The organism is Shewanella frigidimarina NCIMB 400 (assembly GCF_000014705.1).
Classification (GTDB): Bacteria; Pseudomonadota; Gammaproteobacteria; order Enterobacterales; family Shewanellaceae; genus Shewanella; species Shewanella frigidimarina.
Map to the genome: position 1 here is coordinate 3,481,574 of NC_008345.1, position 25,783 is coordinate 3,507,356.

The window sequence follows — 25,783 nt, forward strand, 5'->3', positions numbered from 1 at the left end:
TTAAAAATCAGACACTAAAAAGCCCTTATTTAAGGGCTTTTTAGTGAGCAAATTTATTATTTTAGAGAACGTTACTTTTGTTCGTCTCGTAAAAATACTGGCGCTGTGGGTGTCGATTGCGCTTCGTTATAATAATAACCTTCAAGATCGAATGCTGTTAATTGTTCAACACTGGTAGGTTTAGTATCAACTATATAACGAGCCATCAATCCACGCGCTTTTTTGGCGTAAAAGCTAATCACTTTAAACTGACCTTTTTTGCAGTCTTTAAAGACTGGCGTAATCAACTGTCCTTCAAGTTGCTTAACGTTGACCGATTTGAAGTATTCATTCGAGGCTAAATTGACAATGATATCGTCACCCTGCTCTTTCAACGCCTTATTCACTTCAGCAGTGATAGTCTCGCCCCAAAAAGCATATAAGTTACGGCCCTGTGGGTTTGTCAGTTTAGTACCCATTTCTAACCGGTACGGTTGAATTAAATCTAATGGTTTAAGCAAACCATACAAACCAGACAAAATACGCAAATGCTTTTGACTAGAAGCCATTTGTGATTCAGATAAATGATCGGCATCAAATCCTGTGTAGACATCGCCTCGAAACGCGAAAATAGCCTGTTTGGCATTATCAAGGGTAAACGGTGGTTGCCAGTCAGCAAAACGCGCAGCATTCAGTCCGGCAATTTTATCGCTTACTTTCATTAAACTGGCAATATCCATTGGTGTTAATTCACGGCATACATCAATCAATGTTTGGCTTTGTTTAAGTAAACACGGTTGAGTATGGGTATTAGTGATAGGTGGATTTTCGAAATCTAATGTTTTCGCAGGTGAAACTAAAACCAGCATAAGTACGCTCCGGATAAAATCATAATGTCATCATACTGAACTGATATAAAAAAACCATGCTGTAGTAGCATGGTTTTTTCGATTACCTTAATAGGTAAATATTATTTTTTGACCGGCTCTGCTGAGTTAGGCCAAATTTTTTCTTCTAATTGATCGGCTAATTCCGGAAACTTACTGGTGTCAAATACCGGATCAATACCGGCGTCTATCTGTTCACGGTAATCATTAATCACTCTAACCGCTAGACCAGACAACAAGACTAATGCCACTAAGTTAACAATGGCCATTAGCCCCATCGACACATCAGCTAAATCCCAAACCAAACTAATTTTAGCAAGAGAACCAAACATCACCATACCCAAAACCACTAAACGGAATATAGGTAAGGCTTTTTTACTATTGCCTGACAAGAACATGACATTAGTTTCGGCATATGAATAGTTGGCAATAATAGACGTAAAGCAAAAGAGTAAAATAGCAAAAGCAATAAATGCCCCGCCCCAATCACCTACATGACTGGTTAATGCACTAATAGTTTTAGCAATACCATCAGAGCTAGAGGCTGCATCACCGGATAATAAAATAATCGCTGCTGTTGCGGTACAAATAACAATTGTATCAACAAACACGCCCATCATTTGCACAAAACCTTGCGATGCTGGGTGGTTAGGGTTTGGTGATGCACTTGCCGCAACGTTAGCGGCACTTCCCATACCTGCTTCGTTTGAAAACAATCCTCGGGCAATACCAGCTTGCATTGCTTGTGAAACACTAAATGCAACACCACCTGCAGCGGCTTCTTGCCAACCAAATGCACTGTTAATAACTAACATGAATATGTCGGGTAACTTTTCAATATTCATACCCACAACGACAAAAGCAATAGCAATATAAGCAATAGCCATCACAGGCACAATTAACTCAGACGCTTTAGCAACCTTCTTAAGGCCTCCTACGATGACAAAGGCACTGCAAATAACAATGCCGATTCCAACATAGACGGGCTCAAAGCCAAACACTTGCGTCATCGCACCAGTTATAGTGTTAGCTTGAACAGCATTAAATACTAAACCAAAAGCTAGAATTAAAAAGATTGAGAAAAGCACGCCCATCCAACGTTGACCGAGACCTTTCTCCATATAATAAGCAGGCCCACCTCGGTACTGACCATCACCATCTTTCACTTTATAGACTTGCGCAAGTGTCGACTCAATCATTGCGGTTGCCATACCGAGAACCGCAATAGCCCACATCCAGAACACAGCACCGGGTCCTGCTGTACCAATAGCAACGGCCACACCGGCCATATTACCGGCGCCTACACGCGCAGCCATGCTAGTACAAAAAACTTGAAATGATGATAAGCCATGCTTACCTGGGCGACGGCTAATAGCCAATACTTTAATGCCATGAACAAAGTGAGTGACTTGAATAAAACCGAGACGAATGGTGAAAAATAATCCCGCACCTACCAGCCCATAAACTAATAGCTTGCCCCAAAGCAGGCTATTCATGAAATTAATAATCGTTTCTAACATTGCCATATTGTCTAATCTTCCCCGTTATAAGGTTATTTTTCTGTATCAGGCTATTGCGCTGAATGTTAAATCACATAATGGACTGACCAGGCACTTCATATGCAAGCTGCTATGTGTCAAACGGTAAAACCAATAAAAGTGCCAAATAAAGGCGCCATTATAAAAGCTAATGATGGTGGATTAATAGGTATAGATCATCAAGGGCAGTGAATGCTAAAACAACGTTACCTACCAGATACATCGCCTAAGTAAATAACACTTTGAAGCAACACAAATAAAACAAAAAAACAACAAGTGATATCCATCACACTTTATCACTTCTATTATTAATGCTCTATGCTTAAAGCATTGGCAAATCGTTATTAAATTTCAAGTAATTATCGACATACTGGCCAAAATTGCGATCTAAACTAAAAGTGACTCGTCAAAAATTAGATAAAGGCCACATTATTGTAATTAAATTACAGATACAGTGTTCTCAAAGAAAGTTAAATAATTATTTTCACTTTTAATCGAGGTCACAATGACTAACTCAAATGAAATAACTGCACTAAAAAAATACGTACGAGCGACTAACTTCTTGGCGACATCGCAAATTTACCTGAAGCAAAACGTACTTTTTAAGCGTCCTTTACAACATACTGACATCAAGCCTCGTTTACTTGGTCACTGGGGAACATGTCCTGGTATCAACTTTGTTTACGCTAACGTCAACCGTCTTATTGTTAAGCATAAGCGTGAATTCATTTACCTTGTTGGTCCTGGCCACGGTTTCCCAGCAGTACAGGCTAACTTATTTGTAGAAGGTTCATTAAGCCATTTCTACCCAGAGACCATACCTTATACAGAAACGGGTATCGAAGATATCTGTAAAAAATTCTCAGCTGCTTATGGTTATCCATCACATGCAAACCCTGAAGCACCAGGTCAAATACTAGAAGGTGGTGAGCTTGGTTATTCACTTTCAGTTGCTTGGGGCTCTGTATTAGATAACCCAAATCTTATTGCCGCCTGTTTAATTGGTGACGGTGAAGCAGAAACAGGTCCATTAGCTGCATCTTGGTATGCCAACCGTTTAGTCTCACCAGATAACAACGGTGCAGTGCTACCAATCGTACATATTAACGGTTACAAAATTTCCGGCCCTACTCGTATGGGTCGTATGAGCCATGAAGAGCTAGATTTAGAATTCCGTGGTCTTGGTTATCACCCAATCATCGTTGACGATGAAATGGAAACCGATATTTTTGAACAGATGACTGCAGCAATGGACTTGTCATATGACATGATCAATGACATTCAACGTCGCGCACGTTCAGGCGAAGATGTCGTTAAACCACGCTGGCCAGTTATTTTAATGAGAACAGCAAAAGGTTGGACTGGTACCACTGAATATGATGGCAAAAAACTAGCAGGTAACTGCGAATCTCATCAAGTTATTGTGAGCAACTGCGCCAAAGATAAAGGCCATCTTGAAGCACTTGATAAGTGGTTGGCTAGCTACAAGTTTGACGAATTAGTGCAAACCACTGAAAGCGGTGAATTGATATTTGATAAAGACATTATGTCTTTGATGCCACCAAAAGAATTATGTTGTGGTCGTCAACGTCTAAGTTACGGCGGTGAAGTGGTACGTGCTTTAGCAAATCCAGATTTAAACAAATTGGGTTACGGTTCAGAAACAGCTCGTGGTCAACGTGGTTTCTCAATGTTGAAAATGGGTGAGTGGATGCGTGATGCATTCAAACTAAATCGCGATCAACGTAACTTACGAATCTTCAGCCCTGATGAAACATACTCAAACCAACTACAAGCTGTGTTTGAAGAAACCGACCGCGCATGGCAGTGGCCAATCGAAAGCTGGGACCAAGATATGTCTCGCGATGGCCGCGTGATTGAACTGCTATCTGAAAATTTACTTTTCGGTATGCTACACGGTTACACAGTAACAGGTCGTCACGGTATGTTCCCTACCTACGAGGCTTTCTCACAAGTAGTGTCATCAATGGCGGATCAATACTGTAAATATGTTCATGCAAGCCAAGGCATTCATTTCCGTAAGCCTATCCCTGCATGTAACGTCGTATTGTCTTCATTATTAGAACGTCAAGATCACAACGGCTATTCTCACCAGAATCCGTCTTTCCTAGGCGCTATGTTAGAGAAGCACCCAAACATTATCTCTGCTTATTTACCAGCAGATGCTAACAGCACCTTGGTTTACACTGAACGTGCTTATGCTGATCGCGATAAACTGAACATTATCGTTGCTGGTAAGAAGTCTCTTCCACAGTGGTTATCACTGGATGAAGCCCGTAAGCAAGCAAAAGATGGCATCATGGTGTGGGATTTCGCCTCTGATGAAAACCCAGATGTAGTACTTGCAGGTTGTGGTGACTATGCAACGCAAGAATGTATGGCTTCATTGGTATTAATTCGTGAGATTTTACCAAGAGTTCGTATCCGTTTTGTGAGTGTGTCAGAACTTCACAGCAGCGGCCTAGGTAGCCTTAAGTTCCAAAGCAAGCCTTGGATGATGGATGAAGTCTTCACTGAAGATAAAGGCGTGGTATTTAACTACCATGGCTACCCAAACACCATCAAAAAGCTAGTGTTTGATTATAAAGGTAACCGTCGCTTCCGCATCAAAGGTTATGAAGAAGAAGGTTCAACTACAACTCCATTTGATATGGGCGTGCGTAACGGTACTTCTCGTTACCACCTAGTGATTGATATGGCATACAAGTTATTCCAACAAGGCGTAATTGATGAATCACAACATGTGACCATCACTACCGACATGTTACAACGCTTGGTAGACCATAAAAACTATATCAAAGCAAACGGCGTCGACCCTGAAGAGATCGAAAACTGGGTGTGGACTCGTTAAGTAAAGCTACTTTACACAATAAAAAATACGCCTTCAGGGCGTATTTTTGTTTTTATCGTTACCCAAAGTATCCATTTAGGGCAGATTAAACTAACTTATTAAAAATAATGATGATATTCACAATTCGTTTTCAATCATTTATAAAATAGAACAAACATACTTAACTCATGTTTTGATTCATTATTTCAAAGAAATAGAATTTCAACCTAAGTGCTATCGACTCTTCCATTACCAAAAATTAATCCTTTTTACTATGGAAAAACATCTAATTACCAACCATAATTGCGCCGCTGACTAAAATACAAAGAAACACCACATTAAGCGTCAGTAATGCATGACAATAACAACTCCGTTACATGCATATTTGGTGGAGTAAAATAACAATGGACGTAAATATGATGAAGAACACATTAAAAGTAGTATTACTCACCTCTATGTTGCCTTTCGCTGCATCAGCTGCACAAGAATTAACACCTTGGTACGTTGGTGGTGGTTTAGGCGTAAACAACTATGAACCTAGCTGTGACCAAAAAACCATGAAAGTATGTGGTGAAGATGACCCATATGCTTGGGATGTTTTTGGTGGTTATTTATTTAACGAATATGTTGGTATTGAACTAGGCTACCGTGACCTTGGTCGTGCTGAGTGGACTGATTATTCTAACAAGCGCAATGATGTTGGTGCTCGTGGAATGTCATTAGGTTTTGTTGGTTTTTACCCACTTGCAGACAAGTGGAGCTTATCAGCTGAAGCTGGTGCGTTTAACTACCTAATCTCGAACAAAAAAGAATACAACACTGAATATTACAGTGATAGCGGTATTGCACCATACTTAGGTGCTGGTATTGGTTATAACTTTACTGACAATTTAAAGTTACAAGCTAAATACCGTCGTTATGAAAATCTTGACGAAGAAAAGTGGAATACACTTTCAATGGAAAGTAACTATTGGGGTCTTGAGCTAAGCTACCGTTTTGGTACTAGTGCTCCAGCTCCAGTTGCTGCTCCAGTTGTTGTTGCACCAGTTGTTGTTCCACTTGGTGATGATGATAAAGATGGCGTAACAAACAACATCGACAAATGTCCAGACACACCATCAACTCACAAAGTTGATGCTACTGGTTGTAGCGTTTATGAAAACGTTACAACTAAGTATGACTTAGGTGGTATTTTATTTGCTAATGATTCAGCTGAAATCCGTGCTGGTTCGTTTGCTGATTTAGAAAAACTTGCTGACCACTTAACTAAATACCCACAACACACTGTATCTGTTCAAGGCCATGCGTCTAACGTAGGTAAAGCAGAATACAACATGAAGCTTTCTGAGCGTCGTGCGGTAGCAGTTGCAAGTGCACTAAACAAAAAATATGGCATTAGCATCAGCCGTATCAGTTCTGTTGGTTACGGTGTAACTAAACCAGTTATGCAAGGTAGCTCAGCTGAAGCTAACCGTGTTAACCGTCGTATCGAAGCTATCGTGACGGGTACTGAAAAGCGCGTAGTATTACGTTAATTGTAATATAGATACGCTATACTTTAGAAGTCGCTGCTTGCAGCGACTTTTTTATTTTAAGAACAACGTAAAAACCAGTACACCAGTGACTAACACTGACGTTGCGGTATTAGAATTGGAAGTATGTTCCGTATAATCTGACCGATTCTGTCCATTTAGCAACAATAATGGCTTTAAATAAGCGAAAATAACGGATAATTTCGTAATTTTTTTACAAATAAAGTTGGAATAATCCCTAAAATCGCTTCTAATAAAGGCATTGATCTATATTCATTGCTTAACGAGAGGAAATTTCCATGGCCAATGCACTCGCGCAACTCAAATCATTCACGACCATCGTTGCTGATACCGGCGACATAGAAGCTATTAAACGTTACCAGCCTGAAGATGCAACAACCAACCCATCACTCATTTTAAAAGCCTCGCAGATCCCTGAATATGCTTTTCTTATCGAGAATGCTATCGAATGGGCTAAAACCCAAAGCCACAGTATTGAACAACAGATTGAAGATGCAGGTGACAAGCTTGCTGTGAATATTGGCGTAGAAATTTTAAAGCTAGTGCCAGGTCGTATCTCAACAGAAGTCGATGCTCGCTTATCATTTGACAAGCAACGCTCAATCGACAAAGCGCACAAGCTAATCAAATTATATAAAGATGCCGGAATTGATAAATCACGTATTTTGATCAAATTAGCTTCTACTTGGGAAGGTATTTGCGCAGCAAAAGAACTTGAACAAGAAGGCATCAACTGTAATCTAACATTGCTATTCAGCTTTGCTCAAGCAAGAGCTTGTGCAGAAGCTGGCGTATACCTTATTTCGCCTTTTGTGGGTCGCATCTTAGATTGGTATAAAAAAGACACCGGTCAAGATTACACTGCAGAAACCGATCCTGGTGTTGTCTCTGTTACTGAGATTTACAACTACTACAAGCAGAACGGTTATAACACAGTTGTTATGGGTGCAAGTTTCAGAAATATCGGTGAGATTATCGAATTAGCCGGTTGTGATCGTCTAACGATTGGACCAGCATTGTTAGAAGAATTAGCCAATACTGATGTAGAAATTATCCAGAAATTGGTTGCAACGCCAGCAACACAGTCTGCTCCAGCTGCGTTAACTGAAGAACAATTCCGCTGGGTATTTAACGAAGACCCAATGGCAGTTGATAAGTTAGCAGAAGGCATTCGTAATTTTGCCATCGATCAAGGCAAACTAGAAGTTATGCTAAAAACAAAATTAAGCTAGTTGGAGGCTTTACTCGTGACTACACTGACACAAAGCACGACTTGGAAGGCGCTACAAACCCATTCAAGTCAACTACCTCACATGCGCGAATTATTTGCCCAAAACCCACAACGTTTTGAGCAAATGAGCGTTGCGGCTTGTGGTCTGTTTTTAGATTACTCTAAAAACCGTGTGAACGATGAAACACTTAAGCTGCTATTCTCTCTCGCTAAAGAAGCAAAACTGAGTGAAAAAATTACTGCAATGTTTAATGGTGATGTGATTAACAACACCGAACAGCGCTCAGTATTGCACACTGCATTACGCAGTAAAGCAACTCAAACGATTATTGCTGAAGGAGCGAATATCGTTCCTGAAGTGCAACAAACATTAGCTAAAATGGCTAAGTTTGTTGGCTCAGTGCAATCAGGCGAGTGGAAAGGTTATACCGGTAAAGCGATTACAGATATCGTCAGTATCGGCATTGGAGGTTCATTTCTTGGACCTAAAATTGTTTCACAAGCGCTTAGACCATATTGGCAAGAAGGACTTAATTGCCATTTTGTTGCCAACGTAGATGCGACATCTATTTGTGAAAAATTAAAAAACCTCAATGCTGAGACCACATTGTTTGTGATGTCGTCAAAATCATTCAGTACTCAAGAGACTCTAACCAACACCCTTAGCGCTAAAGATTGGTTTTTAGGCCAGGGTGCAAGCCAACAAGATGTGGCTAAACACTTTGTTGCAGTAACATCTAATGTAACAAAAGCCACTGAGTTTGGTATGGACGCAAACAACATATTCCCAATGTGGGATTGGGTTGGCGGACGCTACTCATTATGGTCAGCCATTGGTTTACCTATTGCGCTACTTGTTGGTATGGATAACTTTACGGCCTTGTTAGATGGCGCGCATCAAATGGATCAACATTTTGCTGATACGCCTATCGAACAAAACATGCCAGTCATCATGGCTATGTTGTCAGTATTGTATGGTAATTTTCATGGTGCTCAATCACATGTCATTTTAACCTACGATCATTACTTACGTGGTCTTCCAGCTTATTTCCAACAACTCGACATGGAAAGTAATGGTAAATCAGTGACTCTCGATGGTACTGACGTCGATTACAGCACCGGTCCCGTTATTTGGGGCGGTGAAGGCACTAACGGTCAACATGCATACCACCAGTTACTACATCAAGGCACTGCACTTATTCCTGCTGACTTTATTATGCCGCTGCAAAGTCATAATCCGTTGGGTGAACATCATGACCAACTTGCATCAAACTGCTTTGGACAAACCCAAGCCTTAATGCAAGGTCGTACCTACGATGAAGCACTTGCTGAGCTAAGTAATAGCAAGCTTGATGAGCAACAAAAGCCGCTTATAGCCAAACATAAAGTAATGGTTGGTAATAAGCCAAGTAATACCTTATTGATGGATAAGCTAACGCCAACAACATTAGGTGCGTTAATCGCGCTATATGAGCACAGAACCTTTGTTCAGGGTGCTATATGGCAGATAAACTCATTTGATCAATGGGGTGTAGAGCTAGGTAAGCAATTAGGCAATGATGTGCTTGAACGAATTGGTGCAGACCACGATGCTACCGATTTAGATGGATCGAGCAATGCATTAGTGAACCTATACCGTAAAGGTAAGCTATAAAACAAAAACTAGCCTTGAATAAAAACCTCAGCTTGCTGAGGTTTTTTTATGCGTTTTTGATATCGAATTCACTAAATTGTGATTTATTAGTAACGTAAATGCAACACAACTATTGCACCCTATAGCTGAAATATGGTACTTATTTGTGCAGAGACATCATAATAACAAGGGAGGTTACCATGGATCGATTAGACTATGGTGGTGCGCTAGACGAAGTTGTTGAAAGACCAACCCGTTCAAAAAGCTCGTCAAAAAAACGCAAATGGCGTGAAATTGAAGCCATTAAGGATAAGCAGCGTTTACTCAAGGAATTGCAAGATATTGATGATTCATTCGATTTCGACGTTAATACACTAGTGCTTTAATTAGATCCCATCACACTTAACCGTAAAATCGATTAGAAGAGCGCATAATGCGCTCTTTTTGTTTGCCAAGATTTATAGCTTGCCTATGCAATGCACATCATAGCCCTCTAGCCCAAGGGCAATAACATCATTTATTATCTGCATGTTCAATATAGGTCCGTAAATCTTCAAAAATCGTTTTATCATTATCATTAAATAACGGATCTTCAATTAACCGATTTTGACATAATACGGTTATTTTTTGCCAATCGTTATTATCTAATGCCTTAACAAAATTCGGAAAGACTTCTCGTTCTTCATACTGCATATGCAATTGTTGTAGTTCAATATACTCTTTAAGATCATTAATCAGCTTGTCGCGCGAGATAACCACATCCGAAAGAATCATATTCAAGCTATAAACTAAAGCACCCGATGCCTCAGCCAAACGATGATGTTCATTATAAAGTTGGCCACAATTCGCTAAACCCGTTTTATTACTGTAATAATCGAAAATAATATCTTCCAACGGGTGATGACTATGCTCAGCATAGCCTTGCATATACTCAACGATATCCCTAACCAGATTAAAATTAACTCCGTTACCTTCAGCCAATCGAGTCAATTTATTCGAAAGGATATTCAACAAAATGGCAATATGCTTATGATCGCGCATTAAACGTTGCAACATAACCTTCTCCCGTCATCTATCTACAAAACACCAATGTATAAATAATAGCCAATAATGAGTCTTTTACTAATCTACACTGGGATAAGCATAATGAGGTATGACCAAGATCATAATATTGGAATATAAAAAAACACCTAATATCAATCCAATTGATATTAGGTGTTAGATATCTGAAACTAAGAGGTTACTTTAGCACAGCAAACATATGCGCTTTAAGCTGCTCAAAGTCAGCATCTAATTCTGCTGATAAAATCGTTTTTTGTGCCACCGCAGCTAATTCAGGAGGTAACGGTAAATTAATGTTCAACTCACGGTCAACCACATCTTTAAACTTAGCAGGATGCGCTGTACCAAGAAACACCCCAGTTTCTTTACTAGTTAACCCAAGCGTTAATGCATGAGCTGCAATCGCCGCATGGGGCTCTGATTGATAACCCAACTGATAAAGTTCTGCTAAGGCGCCAGCGGTGGCATCTTCAGAAAGAGCCACGCCAGTTACCAATGATAACGGCCAGCCCATTTGCTCACAAATCGCTTCTACACGAGGCCAATTGCTTGGCTCTGACACATCCATAGCATTAGACATGGTCGCCACGGTTTTATGTGGTTGCCATTCACCACCAGTGAGATAACGCGGTACCGTGTCATTACTATTGGTTGCAGCAATAAAACGCTTAATTGGTAACCCCATGGCTTTAGCAAATAACCCAGCGGTTAAGTTACCAAAATTACCACTGGGTACAGACATCACAAGCTCATGATGTCCAGCTTGTTTTGCTTGCGCTACCGCTTCAAAGTAATAGCATATCTGAGCTAATAAACGACTAATATTAATCGAATTAGCAGAATTTAACGCTAAGCCGTCACGAACATCACTGTCATCAAAAGCTTGTTTAACCAGATGCTGACAAGCATCAAAGTCAGATGTTACTGCCACGGTATGAATATTTTTACCTAAGGTAGTAAACATCTTTTCTTGCAGTTCACTAATTTTACCTTTGGGGTATAACACCATTACATTGACGTTATCTAGGCCGTAAAATGCATCCGCTACTGCAGCGCCAGTATCACCCGATGTTGCGGTTAAAATAGTCAGTTTTTTATTGCCGGCAAGTAAATCAACGCATTGAGCCATAAACCGTGCGCCAAAATCTTTAAACGCTAATGTCGGACCATGAAAAAGTTCTAAACAAGCACGTTTATCATCAACCTTAACGAGTGGTACATCGAAGGTAAATGCTTTATCAACAAGCTTATCAACATTCTCCTGCCCGAGTTCATCCGCTAACCAAGCACCCAAGACTTTTTTGCTTCGCTCAGCAAAGGGTAATGCCAGTAATGCATCAATATTGGATAGTACTGGAATGGACTTTGGGAAAAACAATCCTCTATCTTTACCTAAACCCAGTTGAAGCGCTTGACTGAAGTTAACTACCTGCGATGGGTGTTTTAAGTTATATAATTCCATTGCGACTGCCTTTTAAATTTCAATATCAATAATGTGAAAGAGAGCGTTACACGCAGCGCGTGCCAAGTTTATCTAATTTACAAACGTGAGCAAAACCACCTTGCTCAGATATATAATGTTGCATCAACCAGTTTTTGGCTTTTTCTGCGGTGGCTAAATCGTCGGTTACACTAAACAATGTGGGGCCGCTGCCAGAAATACCGCTAGTCAGCATGCCTAATTCAGCTAATGCCGCTCGTGCTTCGGTATAACCAGGTATTGCGGATGCACGATAAGGTTCGGCCAAAACATCTTTCAGCATTTCAACTGCCAAAGCAGCGTCTTGCTGATAACTCGCGTGAACAAATGCACTTAAATAACGACCAAAATCGATGGCTACAGACTTATCATATTGCTGCGGCAGCAATTCGCGCATTTTGGCAGTAGATAATGAAATTCCCGGGTAAGCGATAACCCAATACCAATTATCAAAACTTGGAATAGCAGCGCATGCTTTGTTACTGGCATTTAGCATTAGCTGCATGCCGCCTAAATAGCATGGCGCTACATTGTCATAATGCACGCTGCCAGATATCTTCCCTTCAAACTCGCCCATCAATGCTAATAAGGCTTGCTGGTTAAAAGGCTGTCCAAAATGTTCATTTAAGGCATATAACGCAGCGACTACAGAGCTGGCACTAGAGCCTAACCCACTGCCTACTGGAAGGTTTTTCTCTAAACAAACAGTTACACCATCTTGGCGCTGTAATTTATCTAAAAAAAACTCAGCACATTGGTAAACAATATTGTCCTTACCATCACTTGGTAATTTATGTGCCCATTCACCTGTTTGGCTATATTCAACCCCGCTGGCAGCGACGCTAATCATCACTCTATCGCCCAATAATGAGCCGTCAATCGGCGCCAATGCAGCGCCTAGCAAATCAAAGCCAACACCAACATTGCCCATAGACGCAGGAGCATACACAGTAAGCGTGTCTTGGCTTACTTTTAACGTTTGATTCATAACCCAACCTCACGAGTCCAGTTTAAGGTTCTTAATACGTCAGCAAAGGCCCCGGCAGCAGTAACATCGGTACCAGCACCATAGCCTCTTAATACAAAAGGAATTGGTTGATAATAACGGCTATAAAATGCCAGCGCATTCTCGCCACCTTTAACACTGTATAATGGATCAGTTGCATCGACTTCAACAATTCTGACATGGCATTGCCCGTCTTCAATTTGGCCAACATAACGCAGCACTTTACCTTCGGTTTTAGCCGCCGCGACTCGAGCAGAGATAAGGTCATCTAATGAAGCAAGATTCGCCATAAATTGATTAACATCGCCTGAGTCGTCAAAATCAGCAGGCAATACAGATTCAATATTAATGTCTTCAAGCTCTAATGGCAGGCCAACTTCACGAGCAAGAATGAGTACTTTACGAGCGACATCCATACCACTTAAATCATCACGAGGATCGGGTTCAGTAAAACACTTGTCACGCGCAATCGCAGTCGCTTGCGATAAGCTCATACCGTCATCTAACATACCAAAAATGTAGGATAATGACCCAGACAAAATACCATTAAACTTATGTAGCTTATCACCGGCATACATGAGTTTTTTCAAGTTATCGATAACCGGTAAACCAGCACCTACCGTCGTTTCATACAAAAATTGTCGACGCTGAGTTAAAGCCGTTTTACGCAATGCTTGATAGTAAGCATAATCACGAGTATTCGATTTTTTGTTTGGAGTAACAACATGGAAACCGGCATTCATCACATCAAGGTAACGGTCTGACACTAACTCGCTTGATGTACAATCAACCAGTACAGGATTAAGTAATTGCTGCTCTTGCCCCCACTCAAGTAGCTTAGCTAAATCATATGCTTGGCCCTTCTCGGCCAGTAATGACTGCCACTCGCCAAGTTCAATACCTTCACTATTCAACAACATTTGGCTCGAATTAGCGATCCCACATACACGAATACTAATGTGCTGTTCTTTTAACATCGCACTCTGCTGCTTGATTTGATCGAGTAATCCAGCACCCACATTACCGCTACCGACTAAAAACACATCTAAATACTGCTGAACATCGAAAAATGCTTGATGACATGCACCAATGGCATGCTTGGTTTTTTTCTGTTGAATAACGGTAGAAATTGATCGCTCTGATGAACCCTGAGCAATAGCAATGATATTGACACTGGCTTTAGCTAGTGCTGTAAAAAATTTAGCCGCTACGCCCTTATGGGTTTTCATACCATCACCAATCAAAGACACTATCGCCAAATCTTGACGCAATTCAATCGGCTCAAGTAATTCACTTTTTAATTCAAGCTCAAATTCTTGTTCTAGTGCCCATTTAGCTTTGTTTGCTTGAGAGGTAGAGACACAAAAACTGATACTGTATTCAGATGAGCTTTGGGTAATAAGAGAAACCGAGATACCACTGCGAGAGATAACCGCTAAAGTCCTGCTTGCCATGCCGACCATGCCTTTCATTCCTGGGCCGGAGACGTTAAACATGGTTTGATTGTCTAAATTTGAAATCGCTTTAACTTGTAGCCCTGTTTTATCATCATCATTAGACACCAATGTACCGGGAGCTGACGGATTAAAACTGTTTTTGATATAACAAGGGATTTGATATTGAGCAATTGGCGCAATCGTTTTAGGGTGCAATACTTTGGCGCCAAAATATGAGAGTTCCATCGCTTCTTGATAGCTTAATTGTGACAATAATTTAGCGTCGGCCACAACACGTGGATCAGTGTTATAAACTCCATCCACATCAGTCCAAATTTCACAACTAGAAGCGTCTAAACAAGCGGCCAACACTGCAGCAGAATAATCAGAACCATTACGACCTAATGTTACGACTTTGCCTTGAGCATCTGCGGCAGTAAATCCAGGCATCACCCAGACTCGGTATTGATCAAGCGGCAATAAGGTAAAGCGAGGCTTGCTAACCGCAATATCGACTACAGACTCCAACGGCTGACCATGAGCTAAAAATAACGCGACTGGATCTAATTGTGCTGAAGTAATGTCTTTCGCCAACATTACTTGTTCCATTAATGCTGCTGATAAGCGCTCTCCGGTCACCACTAATTCAGCACGAACACTATCAGGGCATTCTCCCAATAACCTGATTCCATACAACTTATCTTTCCAAACCTGCATTTGCGCAGCTAATTTCTCGACCAATAATTTATGTTGAACGGCTGTAATAAGTGAAGTGGCATCAGAAAACAAACCACTAAATACACCATTGATATGGTCTAACACTGGCTGATAGTCTTGTTGATTAACAGCGATATCAACCATTTCTAACAGTGCATTGGTTACTGTTGCAGGAGCAGAAAGTACCGTAGCAACAGATTCTGTCGAAGCCGTATCAGCAATAATGTCTGCCGCCATCGAAAAACGAGACCAGTTCGCCAACGATGTTCCACCAAATTTCATTACTTTCATGTTGCTCTCCTTGCCACTTTAAAGTGACAACATTAAATTAAAATCAAATATCAGAATTAAAAACAAAAAAGCCCGCTTCAGGTGTTAGAAGCGGGCTTTTCATGCAAAATCTTTTAGGGTGTAATCAGCCCGCCCCCACTATGGTAATAGTGGTGGTTGTAATGGTTGTAATTACAACGAGCATGAGGGTAAACATTTGATGATTCTCTTCGTTAGGATAAATGTTAACTGCCGATAATATTTAATTAGATTAAATAGCTGATCCACGTTGGCTAACAGAATTGCTTTTTTAACCTAATGTTGTCAACCCCTCATTACAGTTTATTTACTAGTTATTTTTTAAGTAGAGTTGATTTTTTTAACAATCAAGTTGTTAAAAATCTAAAATCGGTCGCCATAACCATTATTGACTGCCCAATCTAACGTTGACGTAAACGGTGAAAAAATAAGTAAAGCCAAGTAAGTTCAACAAATACAGAATGATACAAGAAGTAGTTTAATACGTACTCATAAAAAGATTACCAATAGATGTACTACCAAGATGATTTATCCGCCTTATCCATTTTCATCACTAATTAGATGATTTATTTTCAACATGAACTCAATAAAACATGCAGCATAAGACAAAATAAAAAAAGCTGTGATTCAATAACCAAAAACTGATGTTAGCCATCGCAGCCTGATATCAAAATACGGTATGATACTCACATCACAATTGGAGGCGATATGAAAATTACAAAACATGCGGCGGTCACTATTCATTACCGCTTATCTGATGAGCAAGGTCTATTAGTAGAAAGTTCATTTGAAAGTGAACCAATGGTTTACTTACATGGCACTGAAAATTTAATTCCTGGACTTGAATCAGTTTTAGAAGGTAAAACTGTTGGTGAGAATATCGAGGCAAAGATCCCTGCGGAACAAGCCTATGGCGAATATCACCCAGGTTTAAAGCAAGAAGTTCCTGTCAGTGCATTTGGTGATGTCGAAGATATCGTTCCAGGTATGCGTTTTATCGCTGAAACTGAAATGGGTCAACGCCCTGTTCAAGTCATTGAAGTGAAAGATGATGTCATCGTTGTTGATGGTAATCACCCTCTAGCGGGTCAGTCACTGCATTTTAGTGTCGAAGTTATCGCTGTAAGAGAAGCTACAGCAGAAGAACTATCTCATGGACATATCCATGCAGAAGGCGGCTGTGGTAGCCATGGACATGATCACGGACACGACCATGAATCATGTGGCACAGAAAAACCTGGCTGTGATGGAAATGGCGGCTGTGGCTGTCGTTAATTCATTATTGATTAAATAGATAAGTTACTCATTCTATCTTTAATGTCTATTTGTCAGTAAAAAGGTTGAAACATCGCAAGGCATTGTCTAGTTACTAGGCAGTGCCTTTTTGTTTAGGTTATAGTTAGCTCGTTAATCACATCAATTAGTCAGATTTATTGTATCGACCGTTAAGGATAACTTGGGGGTACAATCCTCACTAATTGACTCCCAATATAATAATTAATACCTAGCGACGGAGTGCTTATGTTAATTAAACCGCTGTATGAATTACTGCCGTTCACTTACATGCTTGTAGGTAGTGTCAGTATTTTTTTACTCGAACCAAATTATGCACTTATTGCTTCAATTGTAGTGTATTTATATGGTGCACATATTTACAACTTACGCTCCAAGAACCGTAGAACCGACCCCAAACGTAAACGCAAATCAGGATTCATCCCCGAAACAATTTATGGTTTATTACCCTTTATTTACGTGTTGGGTGCTGTGAGCCTTTATCGGTTTTACCCTAGAGATTCCAGCACACTTTTTGCACTGTGTTTAACCACCTATGGTGGATACCTATTTTTAAGACGTTTAAGTTATCGTCACCACAGATTACCGCGAGGAATTAACCAATAGTCAGATTAACTATTGCGGTGAGGATCAAAAAGATTAACTGAACAAAAAACATGAACATTTGATTAGCAGGAATTAATGCTGAACCTAATGTCATTAACATTGATGAATGCCTATTTGATTTTATGAGTAACACTTCAGGCTCGATAGGTAATAAAAACACCTATCGAGTCAATTATATTGGCAATTTATTAGCATTGAATTATCAGCACTGAGGACTGGAATATTGTGTCGATGCACATCGATGGTTAATTGCTTAGCCTAAAATCAATTTTTTAACTAAGTCTCTTTGATGTATTGGCATATTTTTTAAATAATTTGAACACCGCGTAATCGTTGCAATACTCACTTGATGTTCTGCAGCAATTTGTCTCTGGCTCAACTCCCCTGCTAATAACGTTTGAAACACCTGTAAACGTCCAGAAACCGCACTACGTTCTTCTTCAGTTAATAACAAATGAAACAACACCGACAAATCATCTTCATTTGCATGGGTTAATATTTTTTCTACTACTAAATTCCAATTGGCACGCATTGTTTTTCTCTTTTTAGTAATGCCCAGACATTACAAGTGTACCAAGGAACGACGCCGATTAGCAAAATTGCTAGCGATAAACTTGTAATGAAAAATGAAAAATAACTGCGGTATGCTATTGATGAAAGATATCGCAAAGTGCTTATAAAATTGTGTAGAATGATGTGTAATACCCTCATAACTAAGCGCTAAAAACTCGACTAATTATTAGGCTGAACATTTAATGGTTAGCACTTTAGTTAAAATTTAGCTTAATTATGTGGATATCTGTGCTTATGGAACCAGTACCACCCACAAAAAAGTGAAGGATGACGATGAAAAAAATATTACTAACGGTTGCGGCAACCGCAATGATAATCCCTGCTGTGTTTGCGAATAATTTTGAAGAACCTGCAGATGCCATTGAATACCGCCAAGCTGCTTTCGGCTTAATTGCTTATAACTTTGGTGATATGGGCGCGATGCTAAAAGGTAAAAAACCTTTTGATGCAGCAGTATTTAGTACTCGTGCAGACAATGTTGCAGCGCTATCAAAGATACCACATGAAGGTTTTATTGCCGGTTCAGATAAAGGCGATACCGAAGCACTAGCAAAAATTTGGCAGGATAAAGCCGATTTTGATAGCAAAATGACTGCATTTCAAGATAATGCTGCGGCATTAGCTGTTGCAGCTAAATCAAGCGATCAAAATAACATTAAACAAGCTTTTGCTAACACAGGTAAAAGCTGTAAAGGTTGCCACGACGTTTACAAAAAAGACTAATCTATTTTGCTACTGAGTGAATCAGTCTCTAATTTGATTGGTTAGCTATGGCAAGTAAAAGTAGCTCTGCTCAGTAGAAAAATGAAAAAAGCCCATCTTTATGGGCTTTTTTATTGGCTTTAGTTTGCCTGAAATTATAAAAAACTGACCACAGGCTCGAGAAGTAACCACCAAATAGCCGCAAATATGGCTAGCACGATAACTAACGCCATCCAAGGCGAACGCAATGTAGGTGAAGCGACCTGTTCGGTAACTTGTTTATAACCACTGAACATGGCTTTAAGTATATTGTCGCCCTTAAACACATGCACTAATACGGCAATGATATGCACCGCAGCCAAAGCCAGAATTAGATTGAAATTGGTTTTATGCAACCAGGTTAGCCACCCAGCTGTATCTGAGGAAACTAGATATATCAGCGGGCCTTCAGTAAAAATATCATCAGTTGCAAATAAACCCGTTGTTAACTGCAACACAAGTGTTCCCAGCAACACAATCACCATATAACCACCTAATGGGTTATGCCCAAGTGATACAGGTTTAGGTTGGGCTTTCGCGTAAGCGATAACTTTATTAGGTGCAACAAAAAAATGTGTAAACTTAGCGGTGTCACTTCCTATAAAGCCCCAAATTAATCTAAATGTAATCAGTGTCATCAATAGGTACGCCAATATTTGATGCCACTGCATTTCACCTATTTCAGCTGTCCACCACAATCCGCCAACTAAACACACCATAGCCCAATGAAAAAAACGTGTTGGAAAATCCCATACCTTTATTTTTTGTTGTTCTATACTCATTAATAACCTGCTTATTACTATTGTTTACTGACAAATTATAAACTCATCAGTAGTAAATAAAACAAGAAGGTTTACAAACTAATACAAATAAACATGGTTATGTAGCGAAAAGAGACAATGAAAGAACCTTTACTTTACAAAGAGAATAAAGGGGCATGTGTAGAGTATTTGAGAATAAGACCAATCCATACAAAATCGTGTTTTAAATTGTATAAAAAAACTTCAACAAAGCTAATTAAGTATTAACTTATCCATTCAAATATGGGCCTATATTCACAGCATTACAAGCATATTTTAAGCCTTTTTTACTCAAAACGTCTAAGAGATCAAATATGCAGCACTCGACATTTACAGTCAACAAAAGTGTGATGCAGATCACTATTTTTATGGTTAACCTTGGTAATCTGAAGTTAAGCAAACAACAAGAAGGTTCTAAATATGCTGAAAATCACTAGCAAACAACTTGAAGTCACTGCCCTTATCCGTGAACGTATTGAAGGACGATTAGAAAAATTAAGTCGACATGATATTCAATTAATTAACCCGCACATCATTATTACTCAAGAAAAGCAGTTATTTAAAATAGAGGCATCAGTTGGATTACCTAGTGGAGATTTATTCGCCCAGGCAAAAAGTGAAAACCTATACGCAGCAATTACTGCAATGGGACAAAAGCTGGAAAAACAGCTAAATCGCCTGACCCATAAACCCCAGGCTCAACGCCATGTATCATTACCAAATGATACTGAAAGCGAATTTGAGTATGTCTATAAGGAGGAAAACGCCGCTTGATATTATTTCTCTCTCACCAGCGCACCTTCGGGTGCGCTTTCTTTTGTCTATAATCCAGCACTCAAGCCTTGATGAGTAAATTTACATTGACAGTCGCCTGTCAGAGCTTTAGTTTTACTTCATGAACAAAAAAATATTCAGCCTTTTTATTTTCTTTTTTATTCAGCCCACCCCTGGAGGCGGATTTTCTGTGTAAAAACGAAAATGAAAATTCTAAAGCCTCCCAACTGGGAGGCTTTTTTGTCTTATAAACTCTGCCGTATCTAGTCATGCGCCAGTATGTAGCGTCACATTGAGGTCAATATGCAAAAACCACCTGAGTTAAGTCAAACTCGCGAACAGATAACTGCACTGGATAAATCCTTATTAGCGTTACTATCTCAGCGCCGCCAATTGAGCCTAAATGTTGCACGCAGCAAAGAAGTTGATGTTAGACCTATTCGAGATACACAACGAGAGAAAGAGCTACTTGAAAGACTCGTGCAGCAAGGGCGTGACCAAGGACTTGATGCGCACTTTGTGATATCGCTTTATCAAAGCATTATTGAAGACTCAGTGTTATTTCAGCAGACGTATCTTCATGGTAGAGCAAACCCAGACACTCAAAAGCAGCAATATACTGTGGCTTATTTAGGTGCAAGGGGTTCTTACTCTTACTTAGCGGCAAGCCGTTACTGCTCACGCCGTCAGGTGGAAATGCTAGATTTTGGGTGTAAAAGTTTTGATGAAATCGTTAATGCCGTCGAATCAGGTCATGCCGATTATGGCTTTTTACCAATTGAAAATACTTCTTCAGGATCTATCAATGAAGTGTATGACGTACTTCAACATACAACGCTATCGATTGTGGGCGAAACGACTATTGAAGTGAGCCATTGCTTACTCACTAAACCTAACAGTAAACTATCTGATATCAAGACTATTTACGCTCATCCACAACCAATCAGTCAGTGCAGCCGCTATTTGAGTCAGCACCCACATATCAAACTTGAATATTGTTCTAGTAGTGCTGAAGCTATGACAAAAGTTGTCGAGGCAGACAACAACACTGTCGCAGCAATAGGCAGTGCTGAAGGCGGAGCGTTATACCAATTAATTGCAATGGAACAAGGTTTGGCAAACCAAAAAATCAACCAGAGTCGTTTTATCGTTGTCGCTCGAAAAGCTTCTGCGGTGCCTTCTCAGCTGCCAGCAAAAACCACCTTGATCATGGCAACAGGACAGAAACCTGGAGCATTAGTGGAAGCACTACTGGTACTTAAAGCTCATAATTTGAATATGAGTAAGTTAGAATCTCGTCCGATACCAGGGACACCATGGGAGGAGATGTTTTACCTCGATATTGATGGCAACTTAGCGACTACCGAAGTACAACAAGCAATTAAAGAGTTAGAGCGCCTTACACGTTTTATCAAAGTATTAGGTTGTTATCCTTGTGAAACTGTTAAACCGACACAATTATCGCAAGCTCAGTTATTGATTGAACCCGGTAGCTCTAAACAAGAGCCAATCAAGACGGTACCCCATAGCCAAGCTAAGCATTCACGCGACTATAAATCACAAGATACTCAATTGTTTTGCCAGCACTTACAAATAGGTGCAGGACAATTTAGCGCATTACAACAAATTAACTTACCGATAGATAATACCGAACTGGCTACGCAAGCAAAGCACATCAAAGAATCAGGCTTTCAAGCTATTGTGCTCAATGATTTAAAACAACAACTCAATGAACAACAATTAAAGCAGCATGCACAGGTCATTGAACAAGCCGGTTTATTATGTGTAATGCAAATAGACCAAGAACAAGAATTTATCATTGCGAGCCAATTAGCAGATATGCTGATATTAAGTGGTAAACAAATGTATAACCCAGACATGTTAACCTTAATTGGTTCCGTCAATTTACCGGTAATATTAGAAAGAAATACCATGGCTAGTATTGATGATTGGCTACAAGCTGCCGATACAGTCCTTAGCCACGGAAATCAACAGCTCGGGCTATGCGAATCAGGTGTACGCAGTTTCACGCACCCAGAGCAGTTAAGCCTCGATTTGGCTGGATTGGTTGAGGTGAAATCTCGCAGCCATTTACCCGTCATCGTTAACACCAGCTTCAGCATTAATGCTGCACTTCTAAATACTCATGCAAATGCCGTTAAGCAACTTAATGCTGATGGAATTATATTGTTACATCAGGATGGAGTATCGCAAGCTGAAATTATTCATGGTTTATACCAAGCAAAGTAACGATTAAATAACCAAGAATGACACACATAAAAATGCCGAGAAAATTCTCGGCATTTTTATGACTCGCAATTGTAAAAGGTAATTAGTTACTCAAGTTTACTCAATAATTATACTGCTAGGCCATCATTTAAACTTATCCAGCCTTTAAAAATACGATAACTGAACCAGCTAACACCCAGTAAATACATAGGTAAACTCAGCCATAATGGGCTAAGCCAATATCCTGCAATAAAAAATGGGCAGAGGCCAATAATACTCATGCGTTGCCAACGTAGATGGCTACCCAATACAGAATCTGGATTGACGTTCTTTTGGATTAAATTAAGCCAAAAACTCAATAATACTGGCACAAAAAATAATGGAAAAGCACTCATTAAACCGTAAAGAAAATGCCCTAAGGAATTATCTTCAACCTGTTGAACAGGTAGCATATTCGATGGCATCATCGACATGGGGTAACCTCCAAAGGTAACTAAGTTTATTGAGCTAACACTGCGTTATTTGGCGACGGTGTTAATTAAACATAAGCTTTGTGTCACTATTTGGCAATATTTAGTTCAATTAATAATGCTTCACTTAACGCTATCCAGCTTTCATATCATTAACAGATTGCAACATGGCGCGGCTTTCATGTTGGAACTGCGGCGCAAAATCACCAAACCATTTAGCGACACGCTGGAACTGCTCCACAAAGGCTTGCCTATTACCCGTTTGCAACATTGTTAATGCATCACGATAATTATCAAGATAATCACTAATAGCGTGTTGACTACCTGGTTGAGCAAAAATTATATCGGCATAAAGCTCCGGATCTTGAGCAAATAAACGACCGACCATGGCTAACTCTAAACGATAAATCGGTGAACTAAACTGTAATAAGTTACCAATATCAGCTTCTTCTTTGCACAAGTTGACACCATACACGAATGTTGAAAAGTGACGCATAGCCTGCACTAGCTGCATCGCTTTATCATGACGCTCTGCTTCAGCTTCAACTATACGAGCCCCCCAAATTTCAATTTGTTGTAGTAACCATTGATACGCTTCTTGATGACGACCATGACACACTACCACCACCTGTTTAGCAAGACTGCCAACATCAGGACCAAACATAGGATGCAGACCTACTACAGGGCCTTTGTGTGCCGCTAACATAGCCGTTAAAGGTGCTTCTTTAATCGAGGTGAGATCAGCTAAAATACAATTTTCAGGTAGCTGCGTTAACTTGTCGCGGATCACTTCGCACGTCACATTTATGGGTACGGTAACAATCACTAATCCTGCACCATCAAAAATGGCGGCGGCATCTTGCCAATCATTTTTATCTATACTTTTAACTTCATAACCAGAAAGAACCAACATTTGGCTAAATAACTGTCCCAGTTTGCCCTGACCACCCACAACGACCACATGACCCAGATCTTGCTTAATCTGCTTAAACCCAACATCTTTTTCATTTAGGTAAGATTCGCGCATAAGTCGACGTAAAATATCTTCGATTAACTGTGGTGAGACATTCATTTTTTGTGCTTCGTCTCGACGTTTAGCTAACATCGATGCTTCACGCTGTGGGGCATAAATAGGTACACCAGCCGCATGTTTTACGGCACCAACTTGCGCCACTAAATCGAGACGTTTACGTAATAAATGCAGTAATTGTTGATCAACGCCATCAATTAAATCACGAAGATGCTCTAAGCCTGCTGTGGTTTTTTCATTCATCTGTTTATCCATTAACCGTTAACAACCTGCAGCGTCTCAAAACGTGTTGGTAATACTGCAGACAACTGGTTAGCGCCTTGTCTTAAAATGGTTTCGGTAGTTTCCCAATCAATGCATGCGTCAGTGACAGAAACACCATACTTTAGCTCTGCTAACGGTTTATCTGAACTCTGATTACCTTCATTGAGGTTACTTTCAAGCATAACACCGATGATAGATTTATTGCCTGCTTCAATTTGGTTAAATACATCTTCGCAAACGTTTTTTTGACGTTGATGATCTTTTGAAGAATTACCGTGACTGCAGTCAACGACTAAACGAGCACTGAGTTTGGCTTTATGAATTTGTGCTTCACTCTGAGCAACACTGTCAGCATCATAGTTAGGCGCTAACCCGCCACGCAAAATAATGTGCCCATCTGGGTTACCAGCTGTTTGCAATAATGAAACTTGACCTTCTTGGTTAATGCCCATAAAGCGGTGGCTGCTGGCAGCTGATTTTAATGCATTAATAGCCACTTCCAACTTACCATCTGTGCCATTTTTAAAACCAACAGGCATCGACAAACCTGAAGCCATTTCTCGATGAGTTTGCGACTCTGTGGTTCTTGCGCCAATTGCAGACCAAGTAACTAATTCGGACAAATATTGTGGACTGATCGGATCCAGCGCTTCTGTCGCGATAGGCAATTCAAGTTCAGCAAGCCAAATCATGAGTTCTCGAGCCATTCGGAGTCCTTTCTCGACATCAAATGACTCATCCATATCAGGGTCATTAATCAACCCTTTCCAGCCGACCGTTGTGCGAGGCTTTTCGAAATACACGCGCATTAAGATGTAGAAGTCATCACTGAGTTCATCATGTAACTTTTTCAGTTTTAATGCATACTCTTTTGCCGCTGCAATATCATGAATAGAGCATGGCCCCGTCACCACAAGCACCCGATTATCACGTTTGTGGACAATATCTGAGACTTGCTTGCGAGCATTTAGAATATATTGATAAGCATGAGTTGATAATGGAAGTTCTTGCTTTAACTCTGCTGGAGTCACTAGCACTTGTTCTGAACTGATGTGCACATTATTAATGGTATCTTGTTGCATACTTATCACTCTCTTTTGACGACAGACCAAAGGTCACTAATAGATTTGATTTTTAGGTATTGGACAATACAATTTGTATTTTTGTAACGCTACACCATTACACCTTAAAAGCAACTATGCCTGTGCAAAGGTTCTAGAGCAAGGCTTATTTACACAAAAGGTAAAAAATTACTTAACCTAAGAGGTATTGAACAAAAAACAAATACGCTTCTTGTACTTTTCAGCTGTTACCGCTCTAC

The 25,783-nt window shown here is 40.0% G+C and carries 21 protein-coding genes and 1 other annotated feature; of the genes, 10 read left to right on the plus strand and 11 right to left on the minus strand.

All coding sequences use genetic code 11. The annotated features are described in order from the left end of the window. Positions 1–71 precede the first annotated feature (71 nt). The gene (gene yaaA / locus SFRI_RS14975; RefSeq protein WP_011638344.1) at positions 72–848 is read right to left on the minus strand and encodes a peroxide stress protein YaaA; all 777 of its coding nucleotides are present in this window, start codon (positions 846–848) and stop codon (positions 72–74) included. Between the two features lie 101 nt (positions 849–949). Continuing rightward, a complete protein-coding gene (locus SFRI_RS14980) occupies positions 950–2,386 on the minus strand; it encodes an alanine/glycine:cation symporter family protein (RefSeq protein ID WP_041413660.1) in 1,437 nt (478 codons plus the stop codon). Positions 2,387–2,909: 523 nt separating this feature from the next. Here SFRI_RS14980 and SFRI_RS14985 point away from each other — a divergent pair. From SFRI_RS14985 to SFRI_RS15005, 5 genes are all read left to right on the plus strand, one after another. Continuing rightward, a complete protein-coding gene (locus tag SFRI_RS14985) occupies positions 2,910–5,276 on the plus strand; it encodes a phosphoketolase family protein (RefSeq protein WP_011638346.1) in 2,367 nt (788 codons plus the stop codon). 395 nt (positions 5,277–5,671) lie between these two features. Next, entirely contained in the window at positions 5,672–6,790 is a 1,119-nt protein-coding gene (locus SFRI_RS14990; RefSeq protein ID WP_041413151.1) for an OmpA family protein, read from the plus strand. A gap of 296 nt (positions 6,791–7,086) precedes the next feature. Beyond that, positions 7,087–8,040: a transaldolase gene (tal, locus tag SFRI_RS14995; RefSeq protein ID WP_011638348.1), complete on the plus strand. Its 954-nt coding sequence runs from the start codon at positions 7,087–7,089 to the stop codon at positions 8,038–8,040. Positions 8,041–8,055: 15 nt separating this feature from the next. Further along, positions 8,056–9,693 (plus strand): glucose-6-phosphate isomerase, encoded by a 1,638-nt coding sequence (gene pgi / locus SFRI_RS15000; protein WP_011638349.1) that lies wholly within the window; start codon positions 8,056–8,058, stop codon positions 9,691–9,693. A gap of 179 nt (positions 9,694–9,872) precedes the next feature. Further along, positions 9,873–10,058, plus strand: a complete 186-nt coding sequence (locus SFRI_RS15005; RefSeq protein WP_011638350.1) for a DUF3545 family protein — start codon at positions 9,873–9,875, stop codon at positions 10,056–10,058. A gap of 127 nt (positions 10,059–10,185) precedes the next feature. On the opposite strand, the gene SFRI_RS15010 is transcribed toward SFRI_RS15005, so the two are convergent. The 4 genes from SFRI_RS15010 to thrA all read right to left on the minus strand — a co-directional run bounded on the left by SFRI_RS15010 (position 10,186) and on the right by thrA (position 15,664). After that, complete coding sequence (locus tag SFRI_RS15010) at positions 10,186–10,728, minus strand: hemerythrin domain-containing protein (RefSeq protein WP_011638351.1); 543 nt, start codon at positions 10,726–10,728, stop codon at positions 10,186–10,188. Positions 10,729–10,912: 184 nt separating this feature from the next. Next, entirely contained in the window at positions 10,913–12,196 is a 1,284-nt protein-coding gene (thrC, locus tag SFRI_RS15015; protein WP_011638352.1) for a threonine synthase, read from the minus strand. A 46-nt stretch (positions 12,197–12,242) separates the two neighbouring features. Continuing rightward, positions 12,243–13,202 (minus strand): homoserine kinase, encoded by a 960-nt coding sequence (gene thrB, locus SFRI_RS15020; protein WP_011638353.1) that lies wholly within the window; start codon positions 13,200–13,202, stop codon positions 12,243–12,245. Continuing rightward, positions 13,199–15,664: a bifunctional aspartate kinase/homoserine dehydrogenase I gene (gene thrA, locus SFRI_RS15025; RefSeq protein WP_011638354.1), complete on the minus strand. Its 2,466-nt coding sequence runs from the start codon at positions 15,662–15,664 to the stop codon at positions 13,199–13,201. Before thrA ends, thrB begins: the two co-directional genes overlap by 4 nt. Positions 15,665–16,390: 726 nt before the next feature. Here thrA and slyD point away from each other — a divergent pair. Both slyD and SFRI_RS15035 read left to right on the plus strand, forming a co-directional pair. Next, a complete protein-coding gene (gene slyD / locus SFRI_RS15030; protein ID WP_011638355.1) occupies positions 16,391–16,957 on the plus strand; it encodes a peptidylprolyl isomerase in 567 nt (188 codons plus the stop codon). A gap of 246 nt (positions 16,958–17,203) precedes the next feature. Further along, a complete protein-coding gene (locus SFRI_RS15035) occupies positions 17,204–17,581 on the plus strand; it encodes a hypothetical protein (protein WP_011638356.1) in 378 nt (125 codons plus the stop codon). Between the two features lie 253 nt (positions 17,582–17,834). Here SFRI_RS15035 and trpR read toward each other — a convergent pair whose 3' ends face one another. Next, positions 17,835–18,113, minus strand: a complete 279-nt coding sequence (gene trpR / locus SFRI_RS15040) for a trp operon repressor (protein WP_011638357.1) — start codon at positions 18,111–18,113, stop codon at positions 17,835–17,837. Positions 18,114–18,427: 314 nt separating this feature from the next. On the opposite strand from trpR, the gene SFRI_RS15045 reads away from it, so the two are divergent. Next, positions 18,428–18,877 (plus strand): c-type cytochrome, encoded by a 450-nt coding sequence (locus tag SFRI_RS15045; RefSeq protein ID WP_011638358.1) that lies wholly within the window; start codon positions 18,428–18,430, stop codon positions 18,875–18,877. Between the two features lie 134 nt (positions 18,878–19,011). Here the strand turns inward: SFRI_RS15045 and SFRI_RS15050 are convergent, their stop codons facing one another. Continuing rightward, a complete protein-coding gene (locus SFRI_RS15050) occupies positions 19,012–19,677 on the minus strand; it encodes a cytochrome b/b6 domain-containing protein (protein WP_011638359.1) in 666 nt (221 codons plus the stop codon). A gap of 438 nt (positions 19,678–20,115) precedes the next feature. Between SFRI_RS15050 and hpf the strand changes: the two genes are divergently transcribed. Together hpf and pheA are read left to right on the plus strand one after the other, a co-directional pair. Further along, positions 20,116–20,469, plus strand: coding sequence for a ribosome hibernation-promoting factor, HPF/YfiA family (hpf, locus tag SFRI_RS15055; protein WP_011638360.1), 354 nt, complete (start codon positions 20,116–20,118; stop codon positions 20,467–20,469). A gap of 123 nt (positions 20,470–20,592) precedes the next feature. After that, positions 20,593–20,714: a sequence feature (Phe leader region), on the plus strand. 58 nt (positions 20,715–20,772) lie between these two features. Further along, positions 20,773–22,719: a prephenate dehydratase gene (gene pheA, locus SFRI_RS15060; protein ID WP_011638361.1), complete on the plus strand. Its 1,947-nt coding sequence runs from the start codon at positions 20,773–20,775 to the stop codon at positions 22,717–22,719. 107 nt (positions 22,720–22,826) lie between these two features. Here pheA and SFRI_RS15065 read toward each other — a convergent pair whose 3' ends face one another. From SFRI_RS15065 to SFRI_RS15075, 3 genes are all read right to left on the minus strand, one after another. Further along, positions 22,827–23,171: a hypothetical protein gene (locus tag SFRI_RS15065; RefSeq protein ID WP_011638362.1), complete on the minus strand. Its 345-nt coding sequence runs from the start codon at positions 23,169–23,171 to the stop codon at positions 22,827–22,829. Between the two features lie 130 nt (positions 23,172–23,301). Next, a complete protein-coding gene (gene tyrA / locus SFRI_RS15070) occupies positions 23,302–24,441 on the minus strand; it encodes a bifunctional chorismate mutase/prephenate dehydrogenase (protein WP_041413153.1) in 1,140 nt (379 codons plus the stop codon). Positions 24,442–24,452: 11 nt separating this feature from the next. After that, positions 24,453–25,544, minus strand: a complete 1,092-nt coding sequence (locus SFRI_RS15075) for a 3-deoxy-7-phosphoheptulonate synthase (RefSeq protein ID WP_011638364.1) — start codon at positions 25,542–25,544, stop codon at positions 24,453–24,455. Between the last annotated feature and the right edge of the window lie 239 nt (positions 25,545–25,783).